At 72.3% G+C, this 25,985-nt stretch carries 26 protein-coding genes; 16 read left to right on the top strand and 10 right to left on the bottom strand.

The genetic code is table 11. The features are described from left to right. Nucleotides 1-57: 57 nt before the first annotated feature. The gene (locus tag J1792_RS30410) at nt 58-1,404 is read left to right on the top strand and encodes a 6-phospho-beta-glucosidase (RefSeq protein WP_207248618.1); all 1,347 of its coding nucleotides are present in this window, start codon (nt 58-60) and stop codon (nt 1,402-1,404) included. 86 nt (nt 1,405-1,490) lie between these two features. On the opposite strand, the gene J1792_RS30405 is transcribed toward J1792_RS30410, so the two are convergent. Continuing rightward, a complete protein-coding gene (locus J1792_RS30405) occupies nt 1,491-2,945 on the bottom strand; it encodes an MFS transporter (RefSeq protein WP_207248617.1) in 1,455 nt (484 codons plus the stop codon). 153 nt (nt 2,946-3,098) lie between these two features. On the opposite strand from J1792_RS30405, the gene J1792_RS30400 reads away from it, so the two are divergent. The 4 genes from J1792_RS30400 (at nt 3,099) to era (ending at nt 5,732) form a co-directional block, all read left to right on the top strand. After that, nucleotides 3,099-3,932, top strand: a complete 834-nt coding sequence (locus J1792_RS30400) for a helix-turn-helix transcriptional regulator (RefSeq protein WP_086572864.1) — start codon at nt 3,099-3,101, stop codon at nt 3,930-3,932. 48 nt (nt 3,933-3,980) lie between these two features. Next, nucleotides 3,981-4,328: a cytidine deaminase-like protein gene (locus tag J1792_RS30395; protein ID WP_207248616.1), complete on the top strand. Its 348-nt coding sequence runs from the start codon at nt 3,981-3,983 to the stop codon at nt 4,326-4,328. A 3-nt stretch (nt 4,329-4,331) separates the two neighbouring features. Further along, a complete protein-coding gene (locus tag J1792_RS30390) occupies nt 4,332-4,718 on the top strand; it encodes a hypothetical protein (RefSeq protein WP_207248615.1) in 387 nt (128 codons plus the stop codon). Between the two features lie 72 nt (nt 4,719-4,790). Next, entirely contained in the window at nt 4,791-5,732 is a 942-nt protein-coding gene (gene era / locus J1792_RS30385; protein WP_086572838.1) for a GTPase Era, read from the top strand. Nucleotides 5,733-5,735: 3 nt separating this feature from the next. Here the strand turns inward: era and J1792_RS30380 are convergent, their stop codons facing one another. Then, nucleotides 5,736-6,002, bottom strand: a complete 267-nt coding sequence (locus J1792_RS30380; protein WP_086572840.1) for a protealysin inhibitor emfourin — start codon at nt 6,000-6,002, stop codon at nt 5,736-5,738. A gap of 39 nt (nt 6,003-6,041) precedes the next feature. Next, the gene (locus J1792_RS30375) at nt 6,042-7,115 is read right to left on the bottom strand and encodes a M4 family metallopeptidase (RefSeq protein ID WP_207248614.1); all 1,074 of its coding nucleotides are present in this window, start codon (nt 7,113-7,115) and stop codon (nt 6,042-6,044) included. Nucleotides 7,116-7,402: 287 nt separating this feature from the next. Between J1792_RS30375 and leuA the strand changes: the two genes are divergently transcribed. From leuA to J1792_RS30345, 6 genes are all read left to right on the top strand, one after another. After that, entirely contained in the window at nt 7,403-9,172 is a 1,770-nt protein-coding gene (gene leuA, locus J1792_RS30370; RefSeq protein ID WP_086572843.1) for a 2-isopropylmalate synthase, read from the top strand. Between the two features lie 199 nt (nt 9,173-9,371). Beyond that, nucleotides 9,372-10,097 (top strand): tellurite resistance TerB family protein, encoded by a 726-nt coding sequence (locus J1792_RS30365; RefSeq protein ID WP_086572845.1) that lies wholly within the window; start codon nt 9,372-9,374, stop codon nt 10,095-10,097. Between the two features lie 164 nt (nt 10,098-10,261). Then, the gene (locus J1792_RS30360; protein WP_207248613.1) at nt 10,262-10,897 is read left to right on the top strand and encodes a DUF4956 domain-containing protein; all 636 of its coding nucleotides are present in this window, start codon (nt 10,262-10,264) and stop codon (nt 10,895-10,897) included. Next, on the top strand, nt 10,894-11,724 hold the full coding sequence (locus J1792_RS30355) for a polyphosphate polymerase domain-containing protein (protein ID WP_207248612.1): 831 nt from the start codon (nt 10,894-10,896) through the stop codon (nt 11,722-11,724). Before J1792_RS30360 ends, J1792_RS30355 begins: the two co-directional genes overlap by 4 nt. A 50-nt stretch (nt 11,725-11,774) precedes the next feature. Beyond that, nucleotides 11,775-12,524: a DNA repair protein RecO gene (recO, locus tag J1792_RS30350; RefSeq protein ID WP_086572849.1), complete on the top strand. Its 750-nt coding sequence runs from the start codon at nt 11,775-11,777 to the stop codon at nt 12,522-12,524. Between the two features lie 38 nt (nt 12,525-12,562). After that, nucleotides 12,563-13,393, top strand: coding sequence for an isoprenyl transferase (locus J1792_RS30345; RefSeq protein ID WP_086572851.1), 831 nt, complete (start codon nt 12,563-12,565; stop codon nt 13,391-13,393). Nucleotides 13,394-13,475: 82 nt separating this feature from the next. On the opposite strand, the gene J1792_RS30340 is transcribed toward J1792_RS30345, so the two are convergent. From J1792_RS30340 to J1792_RS30325, 4 genes are all read right to left on the bottom strand, one after another. Continuing rightward, nucleotides 13,476-13,895 (bottom strand): Fur family transcriptional regulator, encoded by a 420-nt coding sequence (locus J1792_RS30340; protein ID WP_086572852.1) that lies wholly within the window; start codon nt 13,893-13,895, stop codon nt 13,476-13,478. Nucleotides 13,896-13,979: 84 nt separating this feature from the next. After that, complete coding sequence (locus tag J1792_RS30335; RefSeq protein WP_086572854.1) at nt 13,980-14,879, bottom strand: metal ABC transporter permease; 900 nt, start codon at nt 14,877-14,879, stop codon at nt 13,980-13,982. Further along, entirely contained in the window at nt 14,879-15,646 is a 768-nt protein-coding gene (locus tag J1792_RS30330) for a metal ABC transporter ATP-binding protein (protein ID WP_207248699.1), read from the bottom strand. Before J1792_RS30330 ends, J1792_RS30335 begins: the two co-directional genes overlap by 1 nt. 35 nt (nt 15,647-15,681) lie before the next feature. After that, complete coding sequence (locus J1792_RS30325; protein ID WP_242646816.1) at nt 15,682-16,686, bottom strand: metal ABC transporter substrate-binding protein; 1,005 nt, start codon at nt 16,684-16,686, stop codon at nt 15,682-15,684. Between the two features lie 164 nt (nt 16,687-16,850). On the opposite strand from J1792_RS30325, the gene J1792_RS30320 reads away from it, so the two are divergent. The 3 genes from J1792_RS30320 to J1792_RS30310 all read left to right on the top strand — a co-directional run bounded on the left by J1792_RS30320 (nt 16,851) and on the right by J1792_RS30310 (nt 20,240). Next, on the top strand, nt 16,851-18,233 hold the full coding sequence (locus J1792_RS30320) for a glycine--tRNA ligase (protein ID WP_086572856.1): 1,383 nt from the start codon (nt 16,851-16,853) through the stop codon (nt 18,231-18,233). A 166-nt stretch (nt 18,234-18,399) separates the two neighbouring features. After that, nucleotides 18,400-19,608, top strand: coding sequence for a sensor histidine kinase (locus J1792_RS30315; RefSeq protein ID WP_086572857.1), 1,209 nt, complete (start codon nt 18,400-18,402; stop codon nt 19,606-19,608). Continuing rightward, the gene (locus J1792_RS30310; protein WP_086572858.1) at nt 19,596-20,240 is read left to right on the top strand and encodes a response regulator transcription factor; all 645 of its coding nucleotides are present in this window, start codon (nt 19,596-19,598) and stop codon (nt 20,238-20,240) included. The genes J1792_RS30315 and J1792_RS30310 overlap by 13 nt, the downstream gene beginning before the upstream one ends. 38 nt (nt 20,241-20,278) lie before the next feature. On the opposite strand, the gene J1792_RS30305 is transcribed toward J1792_RS30310, so the two are convergent. The 3 genes from J1792_RS30305 to J1792_RS30295 form a co-directional block, all read right to left on the bottom strand. Next, on the bottom strand, nt 20,279-20,860 hold the full coding sequence (locus J1792_RS30305) for a TetR/AcrR family transcriptional regulator (protein ID WP_086572859.1): 582 nt from the start codon (nt 20,858-20,860) through the stop codon (nt 20,279-20,281). A gap of 118 nt (nt 20,861-20,978) precedes the next feature. Continuing rightward, on the bottom strand, nt 20,979-21,983 hold the full coding sequence (locus J1792_RS30300) for an aldo/keto reductase (protein WP_207248611.1): 1,005 nt from the start codon (nt 21,981-21,983) through the stop codon (nt 20,979-20,981). Nucleotides 21,984-22,112: 129 nt separating this feature from the next. Beyond that, entirely contained in the window at nt 22,113-23,582 is a 1,470-nt protein-coding gene (locus tag J1792_RS30295) for an MFS transporter (RefSeq protein ID WP_372446205.1), read from the bottom strand. 128 nt (nt 23,583-23,710) lie between these two features. Here J1792_RS30295 and J1792_RS30290 point away from each other — a divergent pair, with 128 nt between their 5' ends. Beyond that, the gene (locus J1792_RS30290; RefSeq protein WP_086571149.1) at nt 23,711-24,601 is read left to right on the top strand and encodes a helix-turn-helix transcriptional regulator; all 891 of its coding nucleotides are present in this window, start codon (nt 23,711-23,713) and stop codon (nt 24,599-24,601) included. Nucleotides 24,602-24,752: 151 nt separating this feature from the next. After that, nucleotides 24,753-25,883 (top strand): tRNA dihydrouridine synthase DusB, encoded by a 1,131-nt coding sequence (gene dusB / locus J1792_RS30285; protein ID WP_086571151.1) that lies wholly within the window; start codon nt 24,753-24,755, stop codon nt 25,881-25,883. Nucleotides 25,884-25,985: the final 102 nt, after the last annotated feature.

Genomic DNA, 25,985 nt, shown 5'->3' with positions numbered 1-25,985 from the left:
AGGGATGCACGGGTGCGGGTCCGGACAGTGTGCCCGATGCTGCGGTACGTTCCGGCCATGAGGCTGACGATTCTCGGCGGTGGCGGATTCCGGGTGCCGTTGGTGCACCGGGCCCTTCTCGACGACGCCCGGCGCGACGCGCCGGGCCGCTGTACGGAACTCGTGCTGTACGACACCGACTCGACCCGCGCCAGAGTGATCGCGTCCGTGCTGGCCGCCCAGGCCGCCGGCGTGCCGGGCGCCCCGGCCGTGCGCATCGCCGACGACCTCGACCAGGCGTTGCGGGGCACGGACTTCGTCTTCTCCGCCATCCGCGTCGGCGGCACGGCCGGCCGGGTGATGGACGAGCGCATCCCGCTCAGCGAGGGGGTGTTGGGACAGGAGACGGTCGGCGCGGGCGGCGTCCTCTACGGCCTGCGCACGGTCCTGGTGGCGCTCGACATCGCCGAACGGGTGGCGGCGGCGGCCCCGGACGCATGGGTCATCAACTTCACCAACCCCGCGGGCATGGTGACCGAGGCGATGTCCGCCGTCCTCGGCGACCGCGTCATCGGCATCTGCGACTCCCCGGTGGGCCTGGTGCGCCGCGCCACCCGCGCGGTGGGCGCCGACCCCGACCGGGTGACCTTCGACTACGTGGGCCTCAACCACCTCGGGTGGCTCAGGACGTTGGAGATGGACGGACGGGACCTGCTGCCCGGCCTGCTCGCCGACGAACAGGCGCTCGACTCCTTCGAGGAGGGCAAGCTCTTCGGCGCCGACTGGCTGCGGGCCCTGGGCGCCCTGCCCAACGAATACCTGCACTACTACTACTTCCGCCGCGAGACCCTGCGCTCCGTGCGGGAGGCCGCCAAGACCCGCGGCGAGTTCCTCGACCAGCAGCAGAGCGGCTTCTTCGAAGAGGCCGCCGCCGCCCCGCACCGCTCGCACGAACTGTGGGAGCGCACCCGGCTGCAGCGCGAGGTGACGTACATGGCCGAGAGCCGCGCCGCCAGCGGCGGCTGGCAGCGCGACACCTGCGACCTGGACGGCGGCGGCTACGACCGCGTGGCCCTGGCCCTGATGCGGGCCGTCGCGGGCGACGAGGGCGCCCGCCTGATCCTCAACGTCCGCAACGGCACGACCGTCCCGGCGCTGGACCCCGAGGCCGTCATCGAGACGGTGTGCGTCGTGGACGCCAAGGGCGCCCGCCCGCTGCCGTGCGCGCCCCTGCGGGAGGACCAGCTGGGGCTGATGCTGCAGCTCAAGGCCGTCGAACGGGCCGCCATCCAGGCCGCCGTCCACGAGGACCGCGACGCGGCCCTGCGCGCCCTGGCGCTGCACCCGCTGGTGGACTCCCCGGCGGTGGCGGCGCGCATCCTGGCCCGGGCCCAGGGCGCGAAGCCCGTGGCCACGGTGAGGTAGGAACACGCCCGCGGGCGAACGCACGGACGCCGGGTGGGCCGCTTCCGCGACCCGCCCGGCTCCCGGGCCCACCCCGCGCGGCGCCGTCAGCGCGCGGCCCGAGCCCGCGCGCCGCGCAGCCCCACCGCCGTCAGGACCGCCACCACGGTCACCACGGCCGCGTCCACGCCGAGCCCCAGCCGCACGCCCCCCAGCGTCGCGGAGGCGAACGACGAACCGCCGTCCCGCAGGGCGCTGACATGGGCCGACGCCAGAGCGCTCAGCAGCGGGATGCCGATGGTGAGGCCCACCTGCTGCGAGCTGGTGACCAGACCCGTGGCCAGGCCCTGCTCCGCGTCCTTCAGGCCCGAGGTCGCCGTCACCCCGTAGGCGACGATCGCCCACAGGTGACCGACGCAGCCCAGCGAGACGGCGACGAGCGCCAGCAGCGCGCCGGAGGACAGGCCCACACCCAGCAGGGCCGCCGTGAAGACCGCCTGGATCACCAGGCCGGTGACCAGCGTGCGGTGGGCGCCCAGCCGGGCGATGACCTTGGGAGCGGTCATGCCGGCGACGACCGCGAGGAGACCCTGGACGCCGAAGACCAGGCCCGTGCGGAAGGCGGAGAGCCCCAGCACCTCCTGCAGGTACAGGGTGAGCAGGAAGACGACCGTGCTCATCATCGCGAACGTCATCAGGCCGGCCAGATTGCCCCAGGCGACCGTGCGCCGCCGCAGCATCGCCAGGGACACCAGCGGCTCGGCCGCCCGCGACTCGACGACCACGAAGGCCACCAGCAGCAGCACCCCCGCCACCAGCGTCACGAGCACGTCCGCACCGCCGAAGCCCCGCTGCGCCGCCGTCGACAGCGCGTAGATCAGGGCCAGCAGGCCACCGGTCACGGTCACCGCGCCCGGCACGTCCAGCCGCGGCCGGTCGGGGTGCCGGGACTCGGTGAGCAGGCCGGGAGCCGCCAGCAGCACCAGCGCGCCGGCCACCGCGAGCAGCCCCATCGTCGAGCGCCATCCCAGCGCGTCGGTCATCACACCGCCGAGCACCATGCCGATGGTGAAGCCCAGCGACAGCAGCGTGCCGCTGATGCCCAGCGCCTTCTCGCGCTCCGGCCCCTCGGCGAACGTCGTGGTCAGCAGGGACATGCCGGTGGGGACGAGCACGGCCGCACCCATGCCCTGCAGGGCCCGCCCGGCCAGGAAGGACGCCGGATCCCAGGCGAGCGTGGCGAGCACCGAGGCCGAGGTGAACAGGCCCAGGCCCAGCAGGAAGAGCCGGCGCCGCCCGTACAGGTCGGCGATCCGGCCGAAGAACAGCAGGAAGCCGCCGGACGGCAGCGCGAACGCGGTCACCGCCCACTGCAGGTCGGCCTGGCCCATGCCCAGGTCCTCGCCGAGGACGGGCAGCGCCACGTTCAGGATGGAGAAGTCGAGCGCGACGATGAACTGCGCGGCGCACAGCACCAGCAGGATCAGCCTCGCGCGGCCGGACAGGACAGGGACAGGGGTGGGGGTGCGGGCTTCCGCCCGGATGGGGGTGTCGATCGCCATGACCCCACCTTCCGGCGGCCGGAACAACCATGGGGAGTGCGTGCTTATGGTGGTGGCCGCACCACCAGGCAAGGGGGAGAGTTGACCATCGCGTCGCAGGAAGCACACACCGCCGCCAAACCACGCCGCCGCCAGGAACTGCGCGACTTCCTGATGAGCCGTCGGGCCAGGGTCTCCCCGGCGGAGGCCGGCCTGCCGGACGGCGGGGGCCGCCGCCGCACACCGGGGCTGCGCCGCGAGGAGGTCGCCGTCCTGGCCGGCGTGGGCGCCTCCTGGTACCAGTGGCTCGAGCAGGGGCGCGACATCACCGTCTCGCCCCAGGTGCTCGACGCGGTCGCGCGCGTCCTGCGGCTGGACGGGCCCGAGCGCCGCCACCTGTACGTCCTGGCGGGACTCAACCCCCCGCTGCCGGAGTCCACGCACGGCTCGGACTACCTCTGCGACGGGCTCGTCCGCCTGATCGACGGCTGGCTGCCCTCACCCGCCCACATCATGGACCAGTACTGGAACATGATCTGCTTCAACGAGGCCGCCGGCCTGGTCCTCGGCTTCCGCCCCAAACAGCGGCACAACTGCCTCGTCGACTACTTCACCGACCCCGTCTACCGCTCGCGCGCCGCGAACTGGGAGCAGAACGCGCCCCGCGTCGTCGCCCAGTACCGCGCCGCCTGCTCCGAGCGCCCCGACGACGAGGGCTTCGAGGCCGTCGTCACGGAGACCGCCGCACTCAGCCCGGAGTTCGCCGAGCTGTGGGCGCGCGGCGACGTACAGCCCGGCGGCCTGCTGACCAAGGAGATCGAGCACCCGCTGGTGGGCACGATCTTCCTGGAGAGCACCCAGCTGCGCGTCCCGGCCCGCCCCGACCTCACGATCGTGCTGCACAACCCGGTCCCCGGCAGCGGCACGGCCGAGAAGGTGGCCCTGCTGAGCTCCCCCGAGGGGCGGCGCGGCGCGATGCACTCGGTGACCGGCGAGGCGGCCGGCTGACCCCGGCCGGCCGATCCGGCCCCGCGGGGCGGCTTCTATGCTCCGGGTATGACGGATGCCCTGGACCCCGAAGACCGCAAGCTCCTCACGCTCGCCCGCGCCACCCGCGCCCGCAACGCCGTCCCCGAGGGCGCGGCCGTCCGCGACGAGACCGGCCGTACGTACGTCGCCGGGACCGTCGCCCTGGACTCGCTGCGGCTGAGCGCCCTGCGCACGGCCGTGGCGATGGCCGTGGCCAGCGGGGCCACGTCCCTGGAGGCCGCGGCCGTGGTCTCCGAGGCGGACACCGTCCCCGACGCCGACCGCGCCGCCGTACGGGACCTGGGCGGCGCCGGCACCCCGGTCCTGCTCGCGGGCCCCGACGGCACCCTGCGCGACACGCTCGGCGCGGGCTGACCCATGGCACGCCCCCGGGCCTCGGCCCGCGCCGCCTGGTTCATCTGCACGGTGTCGGCCGTCCTCACGATCACCCTGGCCGTCGACTGGGCGGTGCTCGGCAAGGGCTTCAGCTGGACGACGGCCGCCCTGCTGCTCGTCCTGTGGCCGCACGCCCTGAGCGACCTGCTGCGCGTACGCGGCCACCACCGGGCCGCCGGCCGCGCCCACGCCGCAGGGGCCTGGAGCCCGTTCCTGGCCACCGCCGCCCTGTGGACCGGGCTCGTCCTGGGCTGGACGCGCGGCGAGGGCACGAACTGGTTCGTCCTCGCGGCCGCCCTGCTGATGCCCGGCGCCGGAGCCCTGTGGCTCGCCGGCACGCTGACCGGGCGGCGCCCGCGCCGGGCCTAGCCTTGTGATCGTCCCGCGCGGGCCCGGGGCCGCTGGTCGGCGGGGCGTGGACGATCGGGGAGAATGTGAGGCATGGACAACGCCTCCGCTCCCTCCCAGGCCCCCCACCGCGCGGGCTTCGCGTGCTTCGTCGGCCGCCCCAACGCGGGCAAGTCGACCCTGACCAACGCACTGGTGGGGACGAAGGTCGCGATCACCTCGAACCGCCCGCAGACCACCCGCCACACCGTGCGCGGCATCGTGCACCGCCCGGACGCCCAGCTCGTCCTCGTGGACACCCCCGGTCTGCACAAGCCGCGCACCCTGCTCGGCGAGCGGCTCAACGACGTCGTGCGGACCACGTGGGCCGAGGTCGACGTGATCGGCTTCTGCCTGCCGGCCGACCAGAAGCTCGGCCCCGGCGACCGCTTCATCGCGGGCGAGCTGGCCGCGATCAAGAAGACCCCCAAGATCGCCATCGTCACCAAGACCGACCTGGTCGACTCCAAGACGCTCGCCGAGCAGCTGATCGCCATCCATCAGCTGGGCGAGGAGCTGGGCATCAAGTGGGCGGAGATCGTCCCCGTCTCGGCGGTGGGCGACAAGCAGGTGTCGCTGCTGGCGGACCTGATCGCCCCGATGCTGCCGGAGAGCCCGCCGCTCTACCCCGAGGGCGACCTCACCGACGAGCCCGAGCAGGTCATGGTCGCCGAGCTGATCCGCGAGGCCGCCCTGGAGGGCGTCCGCGACGAGCTGCCGCACTCCATCGCCGTCGTGGTCGAGGAGATGCTGCCGCGCGAGGACCGGCCCAAGGACAAGCCGCTGCTGGACATCCACGCCAACGTCTACATCGAGCGCCCCAGCCAGAAGGGCATCATCATCGGCCCCAAGGGCGCCCGGCTGAAGGAGGTCGGCATGAAGTCCCGCAAGCACATCGAGGCGCTCCTGGGCACGCCGGTCTACCTCGACCTGCACGTCAAGGTCGCCAAGGACTGGCAGCGGGATCCCAAGCAGCTCCGGAAGCTGGGCTTCTAGCCCTCACGCCCCTTCCTTGAGGACCGTGCGGATCAGTTCGCGCTGTTCCTCGGTGAGGTGCGGGTCGGCGAGGTGGACCGAGCGGCCGTCCACGTTGATCTCGTAGTGGAAGCCGTCCGGCACCCCCCTCGCCGGCATGTCCCGGCCCGGCGCGAGCGCGCGGTGGGCCAGGGCCTCCAGATGCGTGGCGTCGGGCCGGCCGCAGGTGTCCAGCTCGGCCCGGCGCTCGATGCCGGCGAAGCCGCCGGTACGGGTGATGACGATACGCATGCTGTCACCTCTACCCCCTCGGCGGCGGTCTACCGGCCGCTAGGCCGTGGGGACGCCCACCTGGCGCCATGCCTCCAGCACGGCCTTGACCGCGTCGCCCTCGCCGTACAGGGTCCGGGCCGAGGCCACGGTCAGCCGGGCGAAGTCCGCGAACTGGGCGTCGTCCTCGAGATCGCCCCCGGTCAGCGTGGTGTACCAGATCCTTCCGGCGCGCTCCCAGGCGTTGCCGCCGAGGGCTGTGGCCAGCAGGTAGAAGGCGTGGTTGGGGATGCCGGAATTGATGTGCACGCCGCCGTTGTCCCGGCTGGTGCGGACGTAGTCGTCCATGGTGGCGGGCTGCGGGTCCTTGCCGAGGACGTCGTCGTCGTAGGCGGTGCCGGGGGCCTTCATCGAGCGCAGGGCCGTGCCCTTGTCCACGCCCGGTCCCAGCAGGCCCGCCCCGATCAGCCAGTCGGCCTGCGCGGCGGACTGCCCGAGGGCGTACTGCTTGATCAGTGAGCCGAAGACGTCCGCGAGGGATTCGTTCAGCGCGCCGGACTGGCCGTAGTACTCGAGATTCGCCGTGTGCTGGACCACGCCGTGGGTGAGTTCGTGGCCGATGACATCCACCGGAATGGTGAAGTCCAGGAAGACGTCGCCGTCGCCGTCTCCGAAGACCATCTGCTCGCCGTCCCAGAAGGCGTTGTTGTATTTCTCGCCGTAATGGACGGTGGCGTTCAGCGGCAGGCCGGCGTCGTCGATGGAATGCCGGCCGTAGACCTTCAGATAGAGGTCGAAGGTCGCCCCGAGACCGGCGTGGGCGCGGTTCACCGTGGCGTCCTTGCCCGGCGCGTCGCCCTCGGCGCGCACCTTGGTGCCCGGCAGGGTCTCGACGCAGCGCGCGTCGTAGATCGTGCGCTGGGGCGTCTCGGAAGGGGTGCCGGCCGAGGAGTCGGCGTAGACCCCGCGGCGGGCGGTGAGCCGGCGGCGGGTGCGCAGGGAGCCGTCGTGCTCCAGGGTGCGGCGGGCGGGTTCGTAGAAACGGGGGTCGTCGGTCTGGGCGAGGTGGTCGAGGACGTGCGGCGGAATGATGGTGCAGAAAACCGTCTTCTCTGACTTCTCTGATTCGGCCATGCGTGCAATCTGGCACCGGCCCCCGGCCTTGTCATTGGCCGATGCCGCGATTAACACAAAAGAGTGGCGGGGTTCCGTGTCCCGCATGCTGGAACGCCGCTGCCGCGTTCCACGGACCTCGGTTAGTGTGCTGTGCATCATGCGTGACGTGCTGCTTCTTCTTAGCTGCCGCGGCGAGGGCCTGTAGAGCTGGGCCGACCCCCTCCCCGCGGAGTTCGGCGTTGCGCAGACGCCTCGGAGAACAGACGTCGGCCGTATCCCGCGGATCACCGAGGAGCCCTCCGCAGATGTCCGAGTTCGCCCCGTCCGTCGGCCGCCCCACGCCCGTCACCGCCGCCACCGTCACCCAGCGGCCCTCCGGGATGCCGGTCCACAAGTACCGCCCCTACGAAGCCGTGGACATCGCCGGCCGCACCTGGCCCGACCAGCGCATCACCGCCGCGCCCCGCTGGCTGTCGACCGACCTGCGCGACGGCAACCAGGCGCTGATCGACCCCATGTCGCCCGCCCGCAAGCGCGAGATGTTCGACCTGCTCGTCCGCATGGGCTACAAGGAGATCGAGGTCGGCTTCCCCTCGTCCGGGGCCACGGACTTCGAGTTCGTACGCTCGATCATCGAGGACGGCGCGATCCCCGAGGACGTGACGATCTCCGTCCTGACCCAGGCGCGCGAGGAGCTGATCGAGCGCACGGTCGAGTCGCTGCGCGGCGCCCACCGCGCCACGGTCCACCTCTACAACGCCACCGCCCCGGTCTTCCGGCGGGTGGTCTTCCGCGGCTCGCGGGAGCAGGTGAAGCAGATCGCGGTGGACGGCACCCGGCTGGTGATGGAGTACGCCGAGAAGATCCTCGGCGACGAGACCGTCTTCGGGTACCAGTACAGCCCGGAGATCTTCACCGACACCGAGCTGGACTTCGCCCTGGAGGTCTGCGAGGGCGTCATGGACGTCTGGCAGCCCGAGGCCGGCCGGGAGATCATCCTGAACCTGCCGGCGACCGTCGAGCGCTCGACCCCCTCCACCCACGCCGACCGCTTCGAGTGGATGTCGCGCAACCTGTCGCGGCGCGAGTTCGTCTGCCTGTCCGCCCACCCGCACAACGACCGGGGAACCGCCGTCGCCGCCGCCGAGCTGGCGGTCATGGCCGGCGCGGACCGGGTGGAGGGCTGCCTGTTCGGCCAGGGCGAGCGCACCGGCAACGTCGACCTGGTCACCCTGGGCATGAACCTCTTCTCCCAGGGCGTCGACCCGCAGATCGACTTCTCGCAGATCGACGAGGTCCGCCGCACCGCGGAGTACTGCAGCCAGATGGAGGTCCACCCGCGCCACCCCTACGCGGGCGACCTGGTCTACACCGCCTTCTCCGGCTCCCACCAGGACGCCATCAAGAAGGGCTTCGAGGCGATGGAGGCCGACGCGGCCGCCGCCGGGAAGACCGTGGACGACATCGAGTGGGCGGTCCCCTACCTGCCCATCGACCCCAAGGACGTCGGCCGTTCGTACGAGGCCGTCATCCGCGTCAACTCGCAGTCGGGCAAGGGCGGCATCGCCTACGTCCTGAAGAACGACCACAAGCTGGACCTGCCGCGCCGGATGCAGATCGAGTTCTCGAGGATCATCCAGAGCAAGACCGACGCCGAGGGCGGCGAGGTCACCCCGCAGGAGATCTGGTCGGTCTTCCGGGACGAGTACCTGCCCACGGACGACAACCCCTGGGGCCGGATCACGCTGCGCTCCGCCCAGACCTCCACCACCAGCGAGGGCACGGACGCGCTGACCGTCGAGGCCTTCGTGGACGGGGTGGAGACGGTCCTGACGGGTACGGGCAACGGCCCGATCTCCGCGTTCTTCGACGCGCTGGCCGACACCGGCGTCGACGCCCGCCTGCTGGACTACAGCGAGCACACCATGAGCGAGGGCGCCAGCGCGCAGGCGGCCTCGTACATCGAGTGCGTGATCGACGGCACGGTGCTGTGGGGCATCGGTATCGACCCCAACACCACCCGCGCCTCGATCAAGGCCGTCGTGTCGGCGGTGAACCGGGCGTACCGCGGCTGACGGGGGCGGTCCCCGGTCGTCAGACGGTCCGGCCGTCAACGTCGCGCCGCCGAAAGCACCGCATCCGGGCGGGATCGCCGGTGCTTTCGGCCGCGAGTCGCGTCCCCGTGTGTGACGAGGTACTGACGCAGCATCACGGATGTGGCTAACATCACGTCAACGCGGCGACGAGGCCGTGGCGTTATGGAGGTGCGCCGTGATGCACGCGCAAGGCCGACACAGCCCGGACCGGTGTGTGGTGGGCGTACGCACCGTATGGCGCACCGTCGGGGACGGCGAGTTCTTCTGCCCCGGCTGCGGCGGCGACCGCAACTACCACCGCCGCACGGGCCGCCGTCGCCTCGTCGCCTTCGGGGTGCCGCTGCTGCCGCGCGGGCCGGTGGGGCCCATCGTCGAATGCACGGCCTGCCGGGGCCGGTTCGCGATGGACGTCCTGGACCACCCGACCACGACCCGCTTCTCGGCGATGCTGCGCGACGCCGTGCACACCGTGGCCCTGGCGGTGCTGGCCGCGGGCGGCACGGAGGCCCGTACGGTCCGGCGCGCGGCGGTGGGCGCGGTGCGGGCGGCCGGCTTCGCCGACTGCAGCGAGGAGCAGCTCGTCACGCTGATCGAGGCGCTCGCCGCGGACACCGGGCGGCTGCCGGGGCGGTACGCGCCGCCGCCGGACGGCGCGAGCCGCGACGGCTTCGACCCGTGCGGCACGGCCCTGGCCATCGAGCTCCACGAGTCCCTGGAGCCTCTGGCGCCCCACCTGGCTCCGGCCGGGCGGGAGTCGATCCTGCTGCAGGGGGCCCGCATCGCCCTGGCGGACGGGCCGTACCGCCCCGCCGAGCGCGAGGTGCTGGCGACGGTGGGCCGGGCGCTGCTGCTGTGTCCGGAGGACACCGACCGGCTGCTGGCGGCGGCCCGTACTCCCTCGTAGCGGTCGCGGCGCAAGAGCGCGAATCGGGACTTGATCCCTCCGGATCCGGTCAGGTGTCCCGCGCGTTCGTCAAGAATCCGCATGGTTTCCCTGAGTAACCGTCTGTGTTCATCCAGAGTTTCCCTCGAGTTCGTGATCGTTTGATCGCACAGAGAGAGGGAGCGATGGAAACCGTGCGTCATCTCGCCGCGCATCTGGGGCTCGACCTGGTCGCCGTGGGCCTGCTGACCTTCGCGATCTACTATCCGCGGCACCGGCGGCGGGACCTGGTGCCCGCGTATCTCGCGCTGAACGTCGCGCTGTTCACGGTGGTCGCGGCCCTCGCCGAGGTGGGCGGCAACGGCGGCCTCGCGCTCGGCTTCGGCCTCTTCGGAGTCCTGTCGATCATCAGGCTCCGCTCGGACGCCGTCCAGCACGAGGAGGTCGCCTACTACTTCACCACCCTCGTCCTCGGCCTGGTCTGCGGGCTGCCCCACCTCGCCGTCGGCCTCGCCGCCGCGCTCAGCGCGATCCTGCTGCTGGTGGTCTACGGCGCCGACCACCCCCGGCTGTACGCGCGCTCGCGCCGCTCGGTGATCACCCTCGACACCGTGCACGCCGACCCGGCCGCCCTGCGCGCCGACCTCGCCCGGCGGCTCGGCGAGCCGCTGCACTGGACGGTCATGGAGATCGACTACGTCCGCGACCTGACCGTCGTCGACGTCCGTTACCGCGAGCCCGAGCCCGGCACCCCGCCGCGGGCCGAGGCGGCCGAACGGCCCGTCCGCCAGGCCACGGCCCCCTCCTGGGAGACGGTGTGAGCGCCCCGGCCCCCGCCCTCGCCGCCCCGGCGGCGGCGAGAGCCGTCGAGGAGGCCGCCGGGGCCGCCCGGCCGATCGGCCTGGAGGAGGTCACCGCGCGCGCCGAGCTGCTCACCCGCTTCGACCGCAGCTATCTCGTCCCCGCCGACACGTTCGTCCGGGTCATGGCCCGTCTCACGGACCCGCACCGCCCCGGCGGCCCCTTCCGCGCCCTGACCATCGACGACCACCGCGCCTTCGGCTACCACTCCGTCTACTACGACACCCCCGCCCTGCGCTCCTTCCACGACCACCGGCAGGGCCGCCGGCTGCGCTTCAAGATCCGCGAGCGCGTCTACCGGGAATCGGGGGAGCGGCAGTTCGAGATCAAGCTCAAGGGGCGTCGCGGCAACACCGTCAAGCGCCGCCGGCCGCTGACCGGCGCGGACGCCCCGCTGGACGACCCCTGCCAGGCCTTCCTCGCCGCCACCCTGCGCGAGGCGTACGGCATCGAGGCCCCCGAGGCGCTCACCCCCTCCCTGAGCACCGACTACCGGCGGGCGACGTTCGTCGCCGACGGCGAGCGCGTCACCTGCGACGCCGGGCTGCTCTGCACCGACCTGCGCACCGGGCGGACCGTGCGCTGCGACGACGGCCTGGTGCTGGTGGAGACCAAGAGCGCCGGCCACCTGACGGAGACGGACCTGCTGCTGAACGACCACGGGGTGCGCCCCGCCGTCTTCACCAAGTACTGCGGCGCCTACGCCGCCCTGCGCCCCGCCCTGCCCGCCAACCGCTGGCGCCGCGCCGCCCACCGCGCCTTCCCCGACGGCGCCGGGCACCCCTGACCCGGGCGCCCCCGGGCCCCGACGCCCGTCGCGTACGGGACAATGCATGCATGACTCTGTTCCGCGACGACGGCATCGTGCTGCGCACCCAGAAGCTGGGAGAGGCGGACAGGATCATCACCCTGCTCACGCGCGGCCACGGCCGGGTGCGGGCCGTGGCGCGCGGCGTGCGCCGGACCAAGTCGAAGTTCGGGGCCCGGCTCGAGCCGTTCTCCCACGTCGACGTGCAGTTCTTCGCACGCGGCGGCGGCGAGCTCGTCGGGCGCGGGCTGCCGCTGTGCACCCAGAGCGAGACCATCGCCCCCTACGGCGGCGCCATCGTCACCGACTACGCCCGCTACACCGCCGGCACCGCCATGCTCGAGACCGCCGAGCGCTTCACCGACCACGAGGGCGAGCCGGCGGTGCAGCAGTACCTCCTGCTGGTCGGGGCCCTGCGCACGCTGGCCTCCGGGGAGCACGCCCCGCACCTCGTCCTCGACGCCTTCCTGCTGCGCTCGCTCGCCGTCAACGGTTACGCGCCCAGCTTCGGCGCGTGCGCGAAGTGCGGAATGCCCGGACCCAACCGGTTCTTCTCCACGGCGGCCGGCGGCGTGGTGTGCGGGGAGTGCCGGGTGCCCGGATGCGTCGTACCCTCCTCGGAGTCGATCGAGCTCCTCGGCGCGCTGCTGACCGGGGACTGGGCGACGGCGGACGCCTGCGAGGCGCGCCACGTGCGCGAGGGCAGCGGCCTGGTGGCCGCGTATCTGCAGTGGCATCTGGAGCGGGGCCTCCGCTCGCTCCGGTACGTCGAGCAATAGCGAAACGAAAAGACAGGGATCAAGGAGAAGTGGCATCCATGGCACGACGCGGGATTCTGGGCCGTTCCCGACGCGAGTACCGCACCCCCGACGCGCACCCGTCGGGCGCCCGGCCGCCGAAGATCCCCGGTGAGCTGGTGCCCCGGCACGTGGCCATCGTCATGGACGGCAACGGCCGCTGGGCCAAGGAGCGCGGCCTGCCGCGCACCGAGGGCCACAAGGTCGGCGCCGAGCGCGTGCTGGACGTCCTGCAGGGCGCCATCGAGATGGGCGTCGGCAGCATCTCCCTCTACGCCTTCTCCACCGAGAACTGGAGGCGCTCGCCCGACGAGGTGCGCTTCCTGATGAACTTCAACCGCGACTTCATCCGCAAGACCCGCGACCAGCTCGACGCGCTCGGCATCCGGGTGCGCTGGGTCGGCCGGATGCCCAAGCTGTGGAAGTCGGTCGCCAAGGAGCTCCAGATCGCCCAGGAGCAGACCAAGGACAACGACAAGCTCACGCTGTACTTCTGCATGAACTACGGCGGCCGGGCGGAGATCGCGGACGCGGCGCAGGCGATGGCGGAGGACGTGAAGGCGGGCCGCCTCGACCCCTCGAAGGTCAGCGAGAAGACCCTCCAGAAGTACATGTACTACCCGGACATGCCGGACGTGGACCTCTTCCTGCGCCCCTCCGGCGAGCAGCGCACGTCCAACTACCTGATCTGGCAGAGCGCGTACGCCGAGATGGTCTTCCAGGACGTCCTGTGGCCCGACTTCGACCGCCGCGACCTGTGGCGCGCCTGCCTGGAGTACGCACAGCGCGACCGCCGCTTCGGCGGCGCCATCCCCAACGCGGTCGAGGACGGGGAGTCCACCACCGCATGAGCGCGCGCCTGCCGCGGGTCTAGCACGGGAAACGGCGACTGCCCCGGACGTCCGAGACGTCCGGGGCAGTCGCCGTATCAGGTCAGCTCTTGGCCTGCGCCGCCGCGCAGTCGCCGCAGGTGCCGAAGATCTCGATGGTGTGGGCCACGTCGACGAAGCCGTGGTCCTCCGCGATGGAGTCGGCCCACTTCTCGACGGCCGGGCCCTCGACCTCGACCGCCTTGCCGCACAGCCGGCACACCAGGTGGTGGTGGTGCCCGCTGGAGCAGCGGCGGTAGACGGACTCGCCCTCGCTGGTGCGCAGCACGTCGACCTCGCCGGCGTCGGCGAGGGACTGCAGGGTGCGGTAGACCGTGGTCAGCCCCACCGAGGCGCCACGGTGTCTGAGCATGTCGTGGAGCTCCTGCGCGCTGCGGAACTCGTCCACCTCGTCGAGCGCGGCCGCGACCGCTGCCCGCTGCTTGGTGGCTCGCCCGCGTACCGGGGGTCCGGCGGTCGCCACAGTTGCCTCCTCAGGACGGCCAGAACATCGCACGTGTTGCCACGCCAATTGTGCCAGGCCCGGAGTGCGGGCCCGGCAGGCTCGTCAGACGCGGACGTCGTCGGCCGTCCCGGGGACGCCGGGGGCCACGGCGTCCTCGAGTGTGCAGCGCTCGGCCAGGGCCGCCTTGTCGGCCCGTTTCCTCGCCAGCGGGGCGGCCAGCAGGGTCAGGGCGATGAAGACGCCGATGGCCAGCAGCACGATCGTGGCGCCGGAGGGCACGTCCACGTAGTAGGAGGTGACGGTGCCCGAAAGGGTCACCAGCACGCCGATGGCCACGGCGAGCGCGAAGGTCGTGGCGAAGCTGCGGGTGATCTGCTGGGAGGCCGCCACGGGAATCACCATCAGGGCGCTGACCAGCAGCAGGCCGACCACGCGCATGGCGACGGTGACGGTCACGGCGGCGGTGACGGCGACCAGCAGGTTCAGCAGCCGCACCGGCAGACCGGTGACGCGGGCGAACTCCTCGTCCTGGCAGATGGCGAACAGCTGCCTGCGCAGCCCGATCGTTGTGACGATGACGAACGCGGCGAGCAGGCAGATCGCCACGATGTCCTGCTCCGAGACCGTGGTGATGGACCCGAAGAGGTACGTGGTGAGGTTGGCGTTGGAGCCGTGCGGCGAGAGCGCCATCAGCATCACGCCGCCGGCCATGCCGCCGTAGAAGAGCATGGCGAGAGCGATGTCGCCGCGCGCCTTGCCGTACGAGCGGATGAGCTCCATGACCACCGCGCCCACCACGCAGACGGCCGTGGCCACCCACACGGGGCTGGTGTTGAGGAGGAAGCCCAGGCCGACGCCGGTGAGGGCGACGTGGCCGATGCCGTCCCCCATCAGCGCCTGGCGGCGCTGGACGAGGTAGACGCCGATGGCGGGGGCGGTGACGCCGACCAGGAGGGCGGCGAGCAGCGCCCGCTGCATGAAGGCGAGTTCGAGGATGTCCATCAGGTCAGCAGCCCTGTCCGGATCGGTTCCGCGGCCGGGTCGGCGTGCGGGTGTACATGGTCGTGGCCGGGCAGCGCGTGCTGGCCCACGGCCTGGGGCGGGGGCCCGTCGTGGACGACGCAGCCGTCGCGGAGCACGACCGCGCGGTCGATGAGCGGCTCCAGCGGGCCGAGCTCGTGCAGGACCAGCAGGACCGTGGTGCCGCGGGCGACCTCCTCGCGCAGGGCGCCGGCGAGCACCTCCTGGCTGGCGAGGTCGACGCCGGCCATCGGCTCGTCCATGATCAGCAGCTCGGGCTCGACGGCCAGCGCGCGGGCGATGAGCACCCGCTGGTGCTGGCCGCCGGAGAGGGCGTCGACGGAGTCCTTGGCCCGGTCCGCCATGCCGACCAGCTCGAGGGCCTTGTGCACGGCCTCCCGGTCGGCCCTGCGAGTCGGCCCCAGCTTCGTACGGGCCAGCCGCCCGGCCGAGACGACCTCGCGGACGGTGGCGGGCACGCCGCCGGCGGCGGTGGTGCGCTGCGGTACGTAGCCGACGCGCGACCACTGGCGGAAGCGGCGGCGCGGGGTGCCGAAGAGCTCCAGCTCACCGCCGGTGAGCGGGACCTGTCCGACGATCGAGCGGACGGCCGTGGACTTGCCGGAGCCGTTGGCGCCGAGCAGCGCGACGACCTCGCCGCGTCGCACGGTCAGGTCGACGCCGCGGAGCACCGGGCGCGAGCCGAGCGAGGCGGTGGCGCCGCGCAGGGATATGACGGGCTGCTCCATGCTGATCTCCTCGTGGCTGGTCTCCTCGGATGCGCTCACTTGGTGCCGAGCGCCTTCTGCAGGGCGGTGAGGTTGGACTCCATGACGCCGAAGTAGTCGCGTCCCTTGGAGTCGTCGGTGATGCCCTCGACGGGGTCGAGCACGTCGGTCCTGAGGCCGAGGTCCTTCGCCAGGGTACGGGCGGTCTTGGGGCTGGCGAGGGTCTCGAAGAAGACCGTGCCCACGTGGTGGTCCTTGACCAGGGCGTGGAGGTCCTTCATCCGGGCGGCGCTGGGCTCGGACTCCGGGTCGAGGCCGCCGATGGCCTCCTGGTCCAGGCCGTAGCGCTCGGCGAGGTAGCCGAAGGCGGCGTGGGTGGTGACGAAGACGCCCGAGGCGCGGTTCTTCAGGCCCTCGGTGTACTTCCTGTCCAGCGCGTGGAGCCGGTCGGCCAGGGCGGCGGCGTTCTTGTCGTAGTCGCGCGCGTGGTCGGGGTCGGCCGAGCCGAGGGTCTTGGCGACGCCCTTGGCGACCTCGGCGTACTTCAGCGGGTCGAGCCATACGTGGGGGTCGGCGCCGCCCGCCTCGTGGTGCTCGTGGCCCTCGTGGGCGCCTTCCTCCCCGTGGCCGGGCTCGTCGCCCTCGACGGCGGTGCCGTGCTCTTCCAGCCGGGTGAGCGAGGCCGCGTCGGCGACGTGCTTGTTTCCGGACTGGTCGACGGCGGTGTCCACGGCGGGCTGGAGGCCCTTGAGGTAGACGATCGCCCCGGCGTCGGCGAGGGAGCCGGTCTGCCGGGGGGTGAGCTCCAGGTCGTGCGGCTCGACGCCGGGCTTGGTGAGGCCGGTGACGCTGACGTGCTCGCCGCCGATCTCCTGCGCCAGGAACTCCATCGGGTAGAACGACGCCACGACCTTCAGCTTCCCGTCCTCGGTCCGGCCGTCGGAGCTCACGGCGGAGCACGCGGAGAGGGTCACCAGGCCCAGCGTCGCGGCGAGGGCGACGGCGGCGGTGGTTATTCGACGGCGGGAGGAAGGAAAGGGGCGGATCGGACGTACGTTCATGACACTCATTTTCAACAAAAGTGGAAACGATTGTCAACAGCGGCCCGGGTCGTCCTGGTCTGGCTGGAAGGGTCAAGCCAAGGCCAGAGCCGATTTGATGAGAGGGGGTGCAGCGCCGGTAACCTGAACCATTCGCTGTTCGTCGTCGCAATGAAGAGAGCACCGTGGCCGCCGACAAGATCGACACCATCGTCAGCCTGAGCAAGCGCCGTGGCTTTGTTTTTCCGTGCAGTGAGATCTACGGCGGTCAGCGTGCCGCCTGGGATTACGGACCGCTCGGTGTGGAGCTCAAGGAGAACATCAAGCGCCAGTGGTGGCGCTACATGGTCACCTCGCGCGAGGACGTCGTCGGTATCGACTCGTCGGTGATCCTGGCCTCCGAGGTGTGGGTGGCCTCCGGCCACGTCGCCACCTTCTCAGACCCGCTGACCGAGTGCACCTCCTGCCACAAGCGCTACCGCGCGGACCACCTGGAGGAGGCGTACGAGGCCAAGCACAACAAGCTCCCCGAGAACGGCCTCGCGGACATCAACTGCCCCAACTGCGGCAACAAGGGTCAGTTCACCGAGCCCAAGCAGTTCTCCGGCCTGCTCTCGACGCACCTCGGCCCCACCCAGGACTCCGGCTCGGTCGCCTACCTGCGCCCCGAGACCGCCCAGGGCATCTTCACCAACTTCGCCCAGGTCCAGCAGACCTCGCGCCGGAAGCCGCCCTTCGGCATCGCCCAGATGGGCAAGTCCTTCCGCAACGAGATCACGCCCGGCAACTTCATCTTCCGCACTCGCGAGTTCGAGCAGATGGAGATGGAGTTCTTCGTCAAGCCGGGCGAGGACGAGACGTGGCAGGAGTACTGGATGGAGCAGCGCTGGAACTGGTACACCGGTCTCGGCCTGCGCGAGGAGAACATGCGGTGGTACGAGCACCCCGCGGAGAAGCTCTCCCACTACTCCAAGCGCACCGCTGACATCGAGTACCGCTTCCAGTTCGGCGGCAACGAGTGGGGCGAGCTCGAGGGCGTCGCCAACCGCACCGACTACGACCTGGGCGCCCACGCCAAGGCCTCCGGCCAGGACCTGTCGTTCTTCGACCAGGAAGCCGGCGAGCGCTGGACCCCGTACGTCATCGAGCCCGCCGCCGGTGTCGGCCGCACCATGCTCGCCTTCCTGCTCGACGCCTATGTCGAGGACGAGGCCCCCAACGCCAAGGGCAAGCTGGAGAAGCGCACCGTCCTGCGCCTCGACCCGCGCCTGTCCCCGGTCAAGGTCGCGGTCCTGCCGCTGTCCCGCAACCCGGAGCTGTCCCCGAAGGCCAAGGGCCTGGCCGCCGACCTGCGCCAGCACTGGAACATCGAGTTCGACGACGCCGGCGCCATCGGCCGCCGCTACCGTCGCCAGGACGAGATCGGCACGCCGTTCTGCGTCACCGTCGACTTCGACACCCTCGAGGACAACGCGGTCACCGTCCGCGAGCGCGACACCATGAAGCAGGAGCGCGTCTCGCTGGACCAGATCCAGTCCTACCTGGGCGCCCGTCTGCTGGGCTGCTGACGCGGCAGGCTGCTGCCACGGCACTCCACGGAGGCCCGGCACCCCCTCGGGGGCGCCGGGCCTCCGGCGTCGGGGGCACCGGGGAGCGGGGGTGGCACTGGCTTCACCCCCGGTCCGGTCATCACTGCCATCGACCCGCCTGACCTGCGCACATACCGTGTGACGCATGCGAAAGCCCCACCCTGTCCCGCTCCTGCGCCCCTTCGAGGGCGCGGGCCGCGCCACCGCCTTCCTCGCCGTCGGTGCGCTGATCCAGACCGCCGCGCTCCTCGTCCTCGCCGTGCCGTGGCTGAACGGCGGCCCCACGAAGGCGCTGAGCTGTGTGGTGGCGGTGCTCGCGTGCCTCACCGTGATCGGGGCGGCGTCGCCGGTGCTGACCCGGATGCAGGCGGCGCGGTTCCACTCCCGGCTCGGGGTGGGGATACCGGCGGCCGGCCGGCGCTGGTCGTGGCGGCAGGTGCGGTACCACCTGGTCGCGGGGCCGCTGATCGCCGCGGGCGGCGCCTGCGTGCTGACGCTGTGGGCGGCCTCCGCGGTGGCCGCCACCGTCTACGTCTGGATCTGGGCCCTGCCGCCGGAGACCCGGCTGGCACAGGCCGGCTACACGGTCCAGGCCGGCTACCTCACCGCCGCCGGGATCGCCGGGCTGTACGCGGCGGCCTGGCTCTCCGGGGCCCTCGTCCGGCTCGACACCCGTATCGCACCGGACCTGCTGGGGCCCAGCCCGGCCGACCGGCTGCGGCGCCGGGTGGAGGAGGTCACCGAGGCCCGGGCCGGCGTCGTGGACGCGGCGGACGCCGAACGCCGGCGCATCGAGCGCGACCTGCACGACGGCGCCCAGCAGCGGCTGGTGTCGCTCGCGGTCAACCTGGGGCTGGCCAAGGTCACGATGCCCGACCTGTCCGAGGACGCGCGCAAGGTGATCGACGAGGCGCACCGCGAGGCGAAGGAGGCCATCGCCGAACTGCAGGACCTGGTGCGCGGGCTGCACCCGGCCGTCCTGGAGGACCGGGGCCTGGACGCCGCCCTGTCCGGGCTCGCGGAACGGGCGCCGCTGCCCGTGCGGGTACGGGTGGACCTGGCGGAGCGGCCCGCCCCCGCGATCGAGGCCGTCGCCTACTTCGTCGTCTCCGAGGCGCTCGCCAACGTCGTCAAGCACGCGCGGGCGGCGGGGGCGGAGGTCCGGGTCGAACGCGCGGGCGGGATACTGATCGTCGTCGTCTCCGACGACGGCGTGGGCGGTGCCGATCCCTCGGGCGGCACGGGGCTGGCCGGGCTGGCCAAGCGGGTCGCGTCGGTCGACGGCACGTTCTCGATCAGCAGCCCCGCGGGGGGCCCGACCGTAGTGACCGTGGAGCTGCCGTGCGCGCCGTGATCGCCGAGGATTCCGTTCTGCTCCGCGTGGGCCTGGTGAGGGTCCTCCAGGCGGCCGGTTTCGAGGTGGTGGCGGAGGCCGGCGACGCGGAGGCCCTGCTGGCGGCGGTCGAGCTGCACGAACCCGACCTCGCCGTGCTCGACGTGCGGATGCCGCCGGGCTACACCGACGAGGGCGTCCGGGCCGCGCTCACGCTGCGCGCCCGGTGGCCCGCCACGGCGGTGCTGCTGCTGTCGCAGTACGTGGAGGAGCGCTATGCCACCGACCTGCTCACCGGCGACACCGCCGGCTTCGGCTACCTGCTCAAGCAACGCGTCGCGGACGTCGAGGAGTTCATCGAGGCGCTGCGGCGCGTGGCGGCCGGCGGCACGGCGCTCGATCCGCAGGTGGTCGCGCAGCTGCTGACGCGGCGGCACAGCGACCCGCTGGACCGGCTGACGGCGCGTGAGCGGGAGGTGCTCGCGTCGATGGCCGAGGGCCGGTCCAACGCGGGCATCGCCGGGCACCTGGTCATCAGCGAGAGTGCGGTGGCCAAGCACATCAACAGCATTCTGGCGAAGCTCGACCTGCCGAAGGCCGAGGCCGACCACCGGCGGGTGCTGGCGGTGCTGCGGTTCCTCGGCGTGAGCTGACGGGCCCTTTCCGCGCGTGGGGGACTCCGCGTGCGGGTCTACGCGTGCAGGCCGCGCAGGACCAGGTCGCACACCGCTTCGAACGCCGTCTCGATGCCGGGCCGCGACCACTCCGGCGCGTAGGCCGGGTCGTGGAAGCGATTGCTCGCGTCCCACACCGCGCGGGCGGCGGTCGTGGGCTCGACGGGCCGGAACTCGCCCTCGCCCACGCCGCCTTCGATGATCCGGGCGAGCTGCTCGATCATCGTTTCCATGTGCCGTTCGACGGTGGTGCTGTTCTCGCCGACCAGGACCATGTACATCGCGAACAGCTCAGGGTCGTCGCCCGCCTTGCGGCGCTTGGCCTCGAAGAGCGCCGTCAGCCACTCCCGCAGCCGTCCTTCGGCCGGACCCTGAGCGTCGGCCAGGGCCGAGAGCGCGGCGTGCGACTGGGCGAGCCAGCGCTCGGTGACCGCCTCCCGCAGCGCGGCCTTGCTGGCGAAGTGGCGGTAGACGCTGCCGTGACTGACACCGAGCGCGCGGGCCACGTCGACCACGGTGGCCTTGGCGGGGCCGTAGCGGCGCAGCACGTCCTCGGTGGCTTCGAGGATTCGGTCCGGGGTCAGCGGCTCGGGGGGCATCGGGATGCGGCGTCCCTTCGGGGTGCGGTTGGCTTGTACGACCGTACCCGCGTCGTGGCGTGAGCGGTGGCCCGGGTCGTTCCCCGGCCGCGGGGCACCCCCTTGTCCGTGCTCGCCGTCAGTGCTCGCTGTCCAGGTGGGCCATCTGCGAGGCCGGGTAGCGCTCGCCGGCCGCGGCGCCCACGGGGACGGCCTTCTCGATGGCGGCCAGGTCGTCGGCGCCGAGGGTGACGTCCAGGGCGCCGAGCGCCTCGGTGAGGCGGTCGCGGCGGCGGGCGCCGACCAGGGGGACGATGTCCTCGCCGCGCGAGAGGACCCAGGCGATGGCGGTCTGGGCGACGCTGGCGCCCTTGGCCTCGGCGACCTCGCGCAGCGCGTCGACCAGGTCGAGGTTGCGCTGGAGGTTCTCGCCCTGGAAGCGCGGGCTCATGCCGCGGAAGTCGTTGGCCGCGAGCTGCCGGTCGCGGGCGAAGTGGCCGCTGATCAGGCCGCGCGAGAGCACGCCGTAGGCCGTGACGCCGATGCCCAGCTCGCGGCAGGTGGGCAGGATCGCCTCCTCGATGCCGCGCGAGATCAGGGAGTACTCGATCTGGAGGTCGGAGATCGGGGCGACGGACGCGGCCCGGCGGATGGTGTCCGCGCCGACCTCCGACAGGCCGATGTGGCGGACGTGCCCGGCCTCGACCAGCTCGGCGATCGCGCCGACGGTCTCCTCGACCGGGACGTCGGGGTCGATGCGGGCGATGCGGTAGACGTCGATGTGGTCGACGCCCAGGCGCTGCAGGGAGTAGGCGGCGAAGTTCTTCACGGCGGCGGGGCGGCCGTCGTAGCCCGACCAGCCGCCGTCGGGGTCGCGCAGGGCGCCGAACTTGACGCTGGTGAGGGCCTTCTCGCGGTGGGCGGGCGGGGCGGAGCGCAGGGCCTCGCCGATGAGCAGTTCGTTGTGACCCATGCCGTAGAAGTCGCCGGTGTCCAGCAGGGTGACGCCGGCGTCGAGGGCGGCGTGGACGGTCGCGATCGACTCGGCGCGGTCGGCGTCGCCGTAGAGGGCGGACATGCCCATGCAGCCGAGGCCGAGGGCGGAGACCTGGGGGCCGGTGGTGCCCAGAGTGCGGTGCAGCACGGGGAACTCCTGGGGTGGGGAGGGGGAGCCTCCCGGCGGTGGGTCCGGGAGGTCGGTACACCAGAAGCGTGACACATGGACTGACAGATTTCAATATCTGTCAGTCCATGGTTGTTCTGGCCCCCCGGGTCAGCGCAGCGACCCCGGCAGTCGCAGGCTCAGCAGCACCGTCGCGACCACCACCAGCAGCTGCGCCCCGAACGTGATCAGCAGCGCCTCCCGCATGCCGGCCGACGGTGCCAGCGACAGGAACAGCGAGCCCATCGTCGCCACGCCCAGCGCCATGAACGCCTGCTGCGTCGTCACCATCACCCCGCTGCCCACGCCCGCCCGGTCCACCGGGATCTCGCTCAGCACGATCCGCAGCGTCGGCGGGATCAGCAGCCCCTGCCCCAGCCCCTGGATCGCCAGGCCCGGCCCCGGACCGGCCGCGCCCAGCCCGTCCCAGCCGAACCAGAACGTGGCGAGCACCGTCGTGAGCCCCGTCAGCTGGATCAGGGCCCCCGCCGTCACCACCCGCCGCCCGTACCGGGCCGCCAGCCGCGGCCCCGCCATCGAGCCCGCGAGGTACGCGGCGCACATCGGCAGCAGCGCCAGCCCCGCCGTCATCGGCCCCAGCCGCAGCCCCTCCTGCAGCACCACCGCCAGGACGAACATGAAGCCGCCCCAGCCGACCGAGAAGGGGGCGATCACCGCCAGCCCGCTGCGCACCGAGTGCACCCGCAGCAGCGACGGCGGCACCAGCGGCGTACGCCCGGCCCGCTCCTCGCGCAGCTCCACCGCCACGAGCGCCGCCGTCGCGAGGGGGAACACCCCCAGCAGCACCCACGACCACAGCGGCCAGCCCGTCGAGCGCCCCTCCGTCAGCGGCACCAGCAGCGACACCAGGCTCAGCGTCAGCAGCAGCGTGCCCCGCACGTCCACCCGCGCCGGGTTGGCCGACCGGGTCTCGGGCACCGAGCGCAGCGCCAGCAGCAGAGCGGCCGCCGCGATCGGAGCATTGATCAGGAAGATCGACCGCCAGCCGGTCCCGGCCAGGTCCACCGAGACCAGCACCCCGCCGAGCACCTGCCCGACCGCGCTCGCCACCCCGGCCGTACCGCTGTACAGGCTCATCGCCCTGGTCCGCCGCTCCCCGCTGGTGGTGGCCTGGATCGTCGCCAGCACCTGCGGCAACATCAGCGCAGCCGCCGCGCCCTGCGCGATGCGGGCGGCCACCAGCGACCACGCGTCCGGCGCCAGGCCGCAGGCCACGGACGTCACCCCGAACGCGGCCGTGCCCCACACGAACAGCCGTCGCCGGCCCACCATGTCGCCCAGCCGCCCGCCCAGTACGAGCAGCACCGCGTAGGCGACGCCGTAGCCGCCGACCACCATCTCCAGCAGCGCGGGACCGGCGTCCAGGTCGTCGTCGATGGTCGGCAGGGCGACGTTGACGATGAAGAAGTCGAGGAACGGCAGCGCGGCACCGATGAGCACGGTGAACAGGCCCGCGCGCGGCCGATCGCGGGGACGTGGGGAGTGGGAGGATCCGCAGGACGGGCGGGACGAGGGGCCGGAACGGGCGCCCCGGCGGGGAGGGAGGCGGTAGGGGGACAGGACGGGGTATGCGGATGTCGTTCACGGGACACGACGATGGCAGCGCCGCGAGACGGGTACCAGAGTGCCCTTATCCTGGTACCCGTACTACCTGGCAACTGGATCAGCGGTACCGCACCCTGGAGCACATGACCACGATGGTGATCGAAAGCAGGGCGGCCGCCTACGCCGCCGCCCGGCCCGACGAGGTACGGCGCCACGAACTGGCGGCCTTCCTGCGCAGCCGCCGCGAACGCATCAGCCCCGAACGGGCCGGCCTGCCGCGCGGGCCCCGCCGCCGCACCCCCGGACTGCGCCGCGAGGAGGTCGCCCAGCTCGCCGCCGTGGGCGTCACCTGGTACACGTGGCTCGAGCAGGCCCGCGACATCCAGGTCTCCGCACAGGTCCTGGACGCCGTCGCCCGCGCCCTGATGCTCGACCGCGCCGAGCGCGCCCACCTCTTCGCCCTGGCGGGCTCCGCCGACCCGCGGGCGGGAGCCGAGTGCGGGACCATCACCACCGGGATGCGCCTGATGCTGGAGCGGCTGGAGCCCTTCCCCGCCTGCCTGCAGAACGCCCGCTACGACATCCTGGCCTACAACCGCGCCTACGGGCGGCTGCTGTGCGACCTCGACGAGATCCCGCCCGAGGACCGCAACTGCCTGTGGCTGTACTTCACCCACCCCGCCTGGCGGGCCGGCACGGCCGACTGGGAGGAGGCCACCCGCGCCATGGCCGCCAAGTTCCGGGCCGCGATGGCCGACCACCTCGCCGAACCCGCCTGGAAGTGCCTCCTGAAGCGCCTGCAGGACGCCTCGCCGGAGTTCCGGCGGATCTGGGAGCGGCACGAGGTGGTCCAGCCCACCGCCCACCGCACGCGCGTCCTGCTCCAGCCGCAGGTCGGCGCGCTGCGCCTGGACTACACCAGCCTGTGGACCGGCCCCACCCCCGGCGCCCGGGTGCTGACCTTCACCCCGGCCGACGAGGAGACCCACGAGCGGCTGCTGAGGCTGGGCGAGCTGACGTCGGTCATGGCCTGAGGGGAGTCATGGCCTGAGAAGAGCCATGGCATGAGGAGAGTCATGACCTGACCGGGGAGGACGGGACCTTCGGCGGATCGTCCGTTCGCCCGGATGAGGGACAATTAACGGTCCGCCCAACCGTCCGCATGACTTCGAGGAAGCTCCCTCCATGACGCTCCAGATCGGTCCGCACCCGGTGCAGCCGCCGGTGGTCCTGGCCCCGATGGCGGGGATCACCAACGCTCCCTTCCGCACGCTGTGCCGTGAGTTCTCCGGTGGCAAGGGGCTCTTCGTCAGCGAGATGATCACCACCCGGGCGCTCGTCGAGCGGGACGCCAAGACGATGCGGCTGATCCACTTCGACGGGACCGAGAAGCCGCGCTCCATCCAGCTCTACGGCGTCGACCCGGTGACCGTCGGCAAGGCCGTCCGCATGATCGTGGACGAGGACCTGGCCGACCACGTCGACCTCAACTTCGGCTGCCCCGTCCCCAAGGTCACCCGCAAGGGCGGCGGCTCCGCCCTGCCGTACAAGCGCAACCTCCTGCGCTCGATCCTGCGCGAGGCCGTCGGCAACGCCGGCGACCTGCCGGTGACCATGAAGATGCGCAAGGGCATCGACGACGAGCACATGACCTACCTCGACGCCGGCCGGATCGCCGTCGAGGAGGGCGTCACCGCCATCGCGCTGCACGGCCGCACGGCTGCCCAGCACTACAGCGGCACCGCCGACTGGGAGGCCATCGCCCGCCTGAAGGAGGCGGTGCCCGAGATCCCGGTCCTGGGCAACGGCGACATCTGGTCCGCCGACGACGCCGTCCGCATGATGCGCGAGACGGGCTGCGACGGCGTCGTGGTCGGCCGCGGCTGCCTGGGCCGGCCCTGGCTCTTCCGCGACCTGGTCGCCGCCCTCGGGGACGGCGAGCAGGCGGCGCCCACCGCGCCGACCCTGCGCGAGGTGGCGGGCGTGATGCTGCGCCACGCCGAGCTGCTGGGGCAGTGGCTCGAGAACGAGCAGCGCGGCGTCATCGACTTCCGCAAGCACGTCGCCTGGTACACCAAGGGCTTCTCCGTCGGCTCGGAGCTCCGTAAGAAGCTGGCGATCGCCTCATCTCTGGACGAACTGGACGCTCTTTTGAGCGAGCTCGACCTGGATCAGGCCTGGCCGACGGGTGCCGACGGCCCCCGCGGCCGTACGTCCGGCCGCGACCGGGTGGTGCTTCCGGACGGATGGCTGAACGACCCGTACGACTGCGCCGTCGTGGGTGCGGACGCCGAACTCGATACTTCGGGCGGGTGAAACGTCGTCGAACACGGCGTGATTCTCGCCACCTCTGATAGGGGTCTCGCTCAGATGAGCACCTGCATCGGGGGTGCACCTTTCCAAGGGGTGGCACTGCGT

It is taken from the genome of Streptomyces triculaminicus (assembly GCF_017349075.1).
Classification (GTDB): Bacteria; Actinomycetota; Actinomycetes; order Streptomycetales; family Streptomycetaceae; genus Streptomyces; species Streptomyces triculaminicus.
This window is presented reverse-complemented; position numbering and strand designations above follow the sequence as displayed.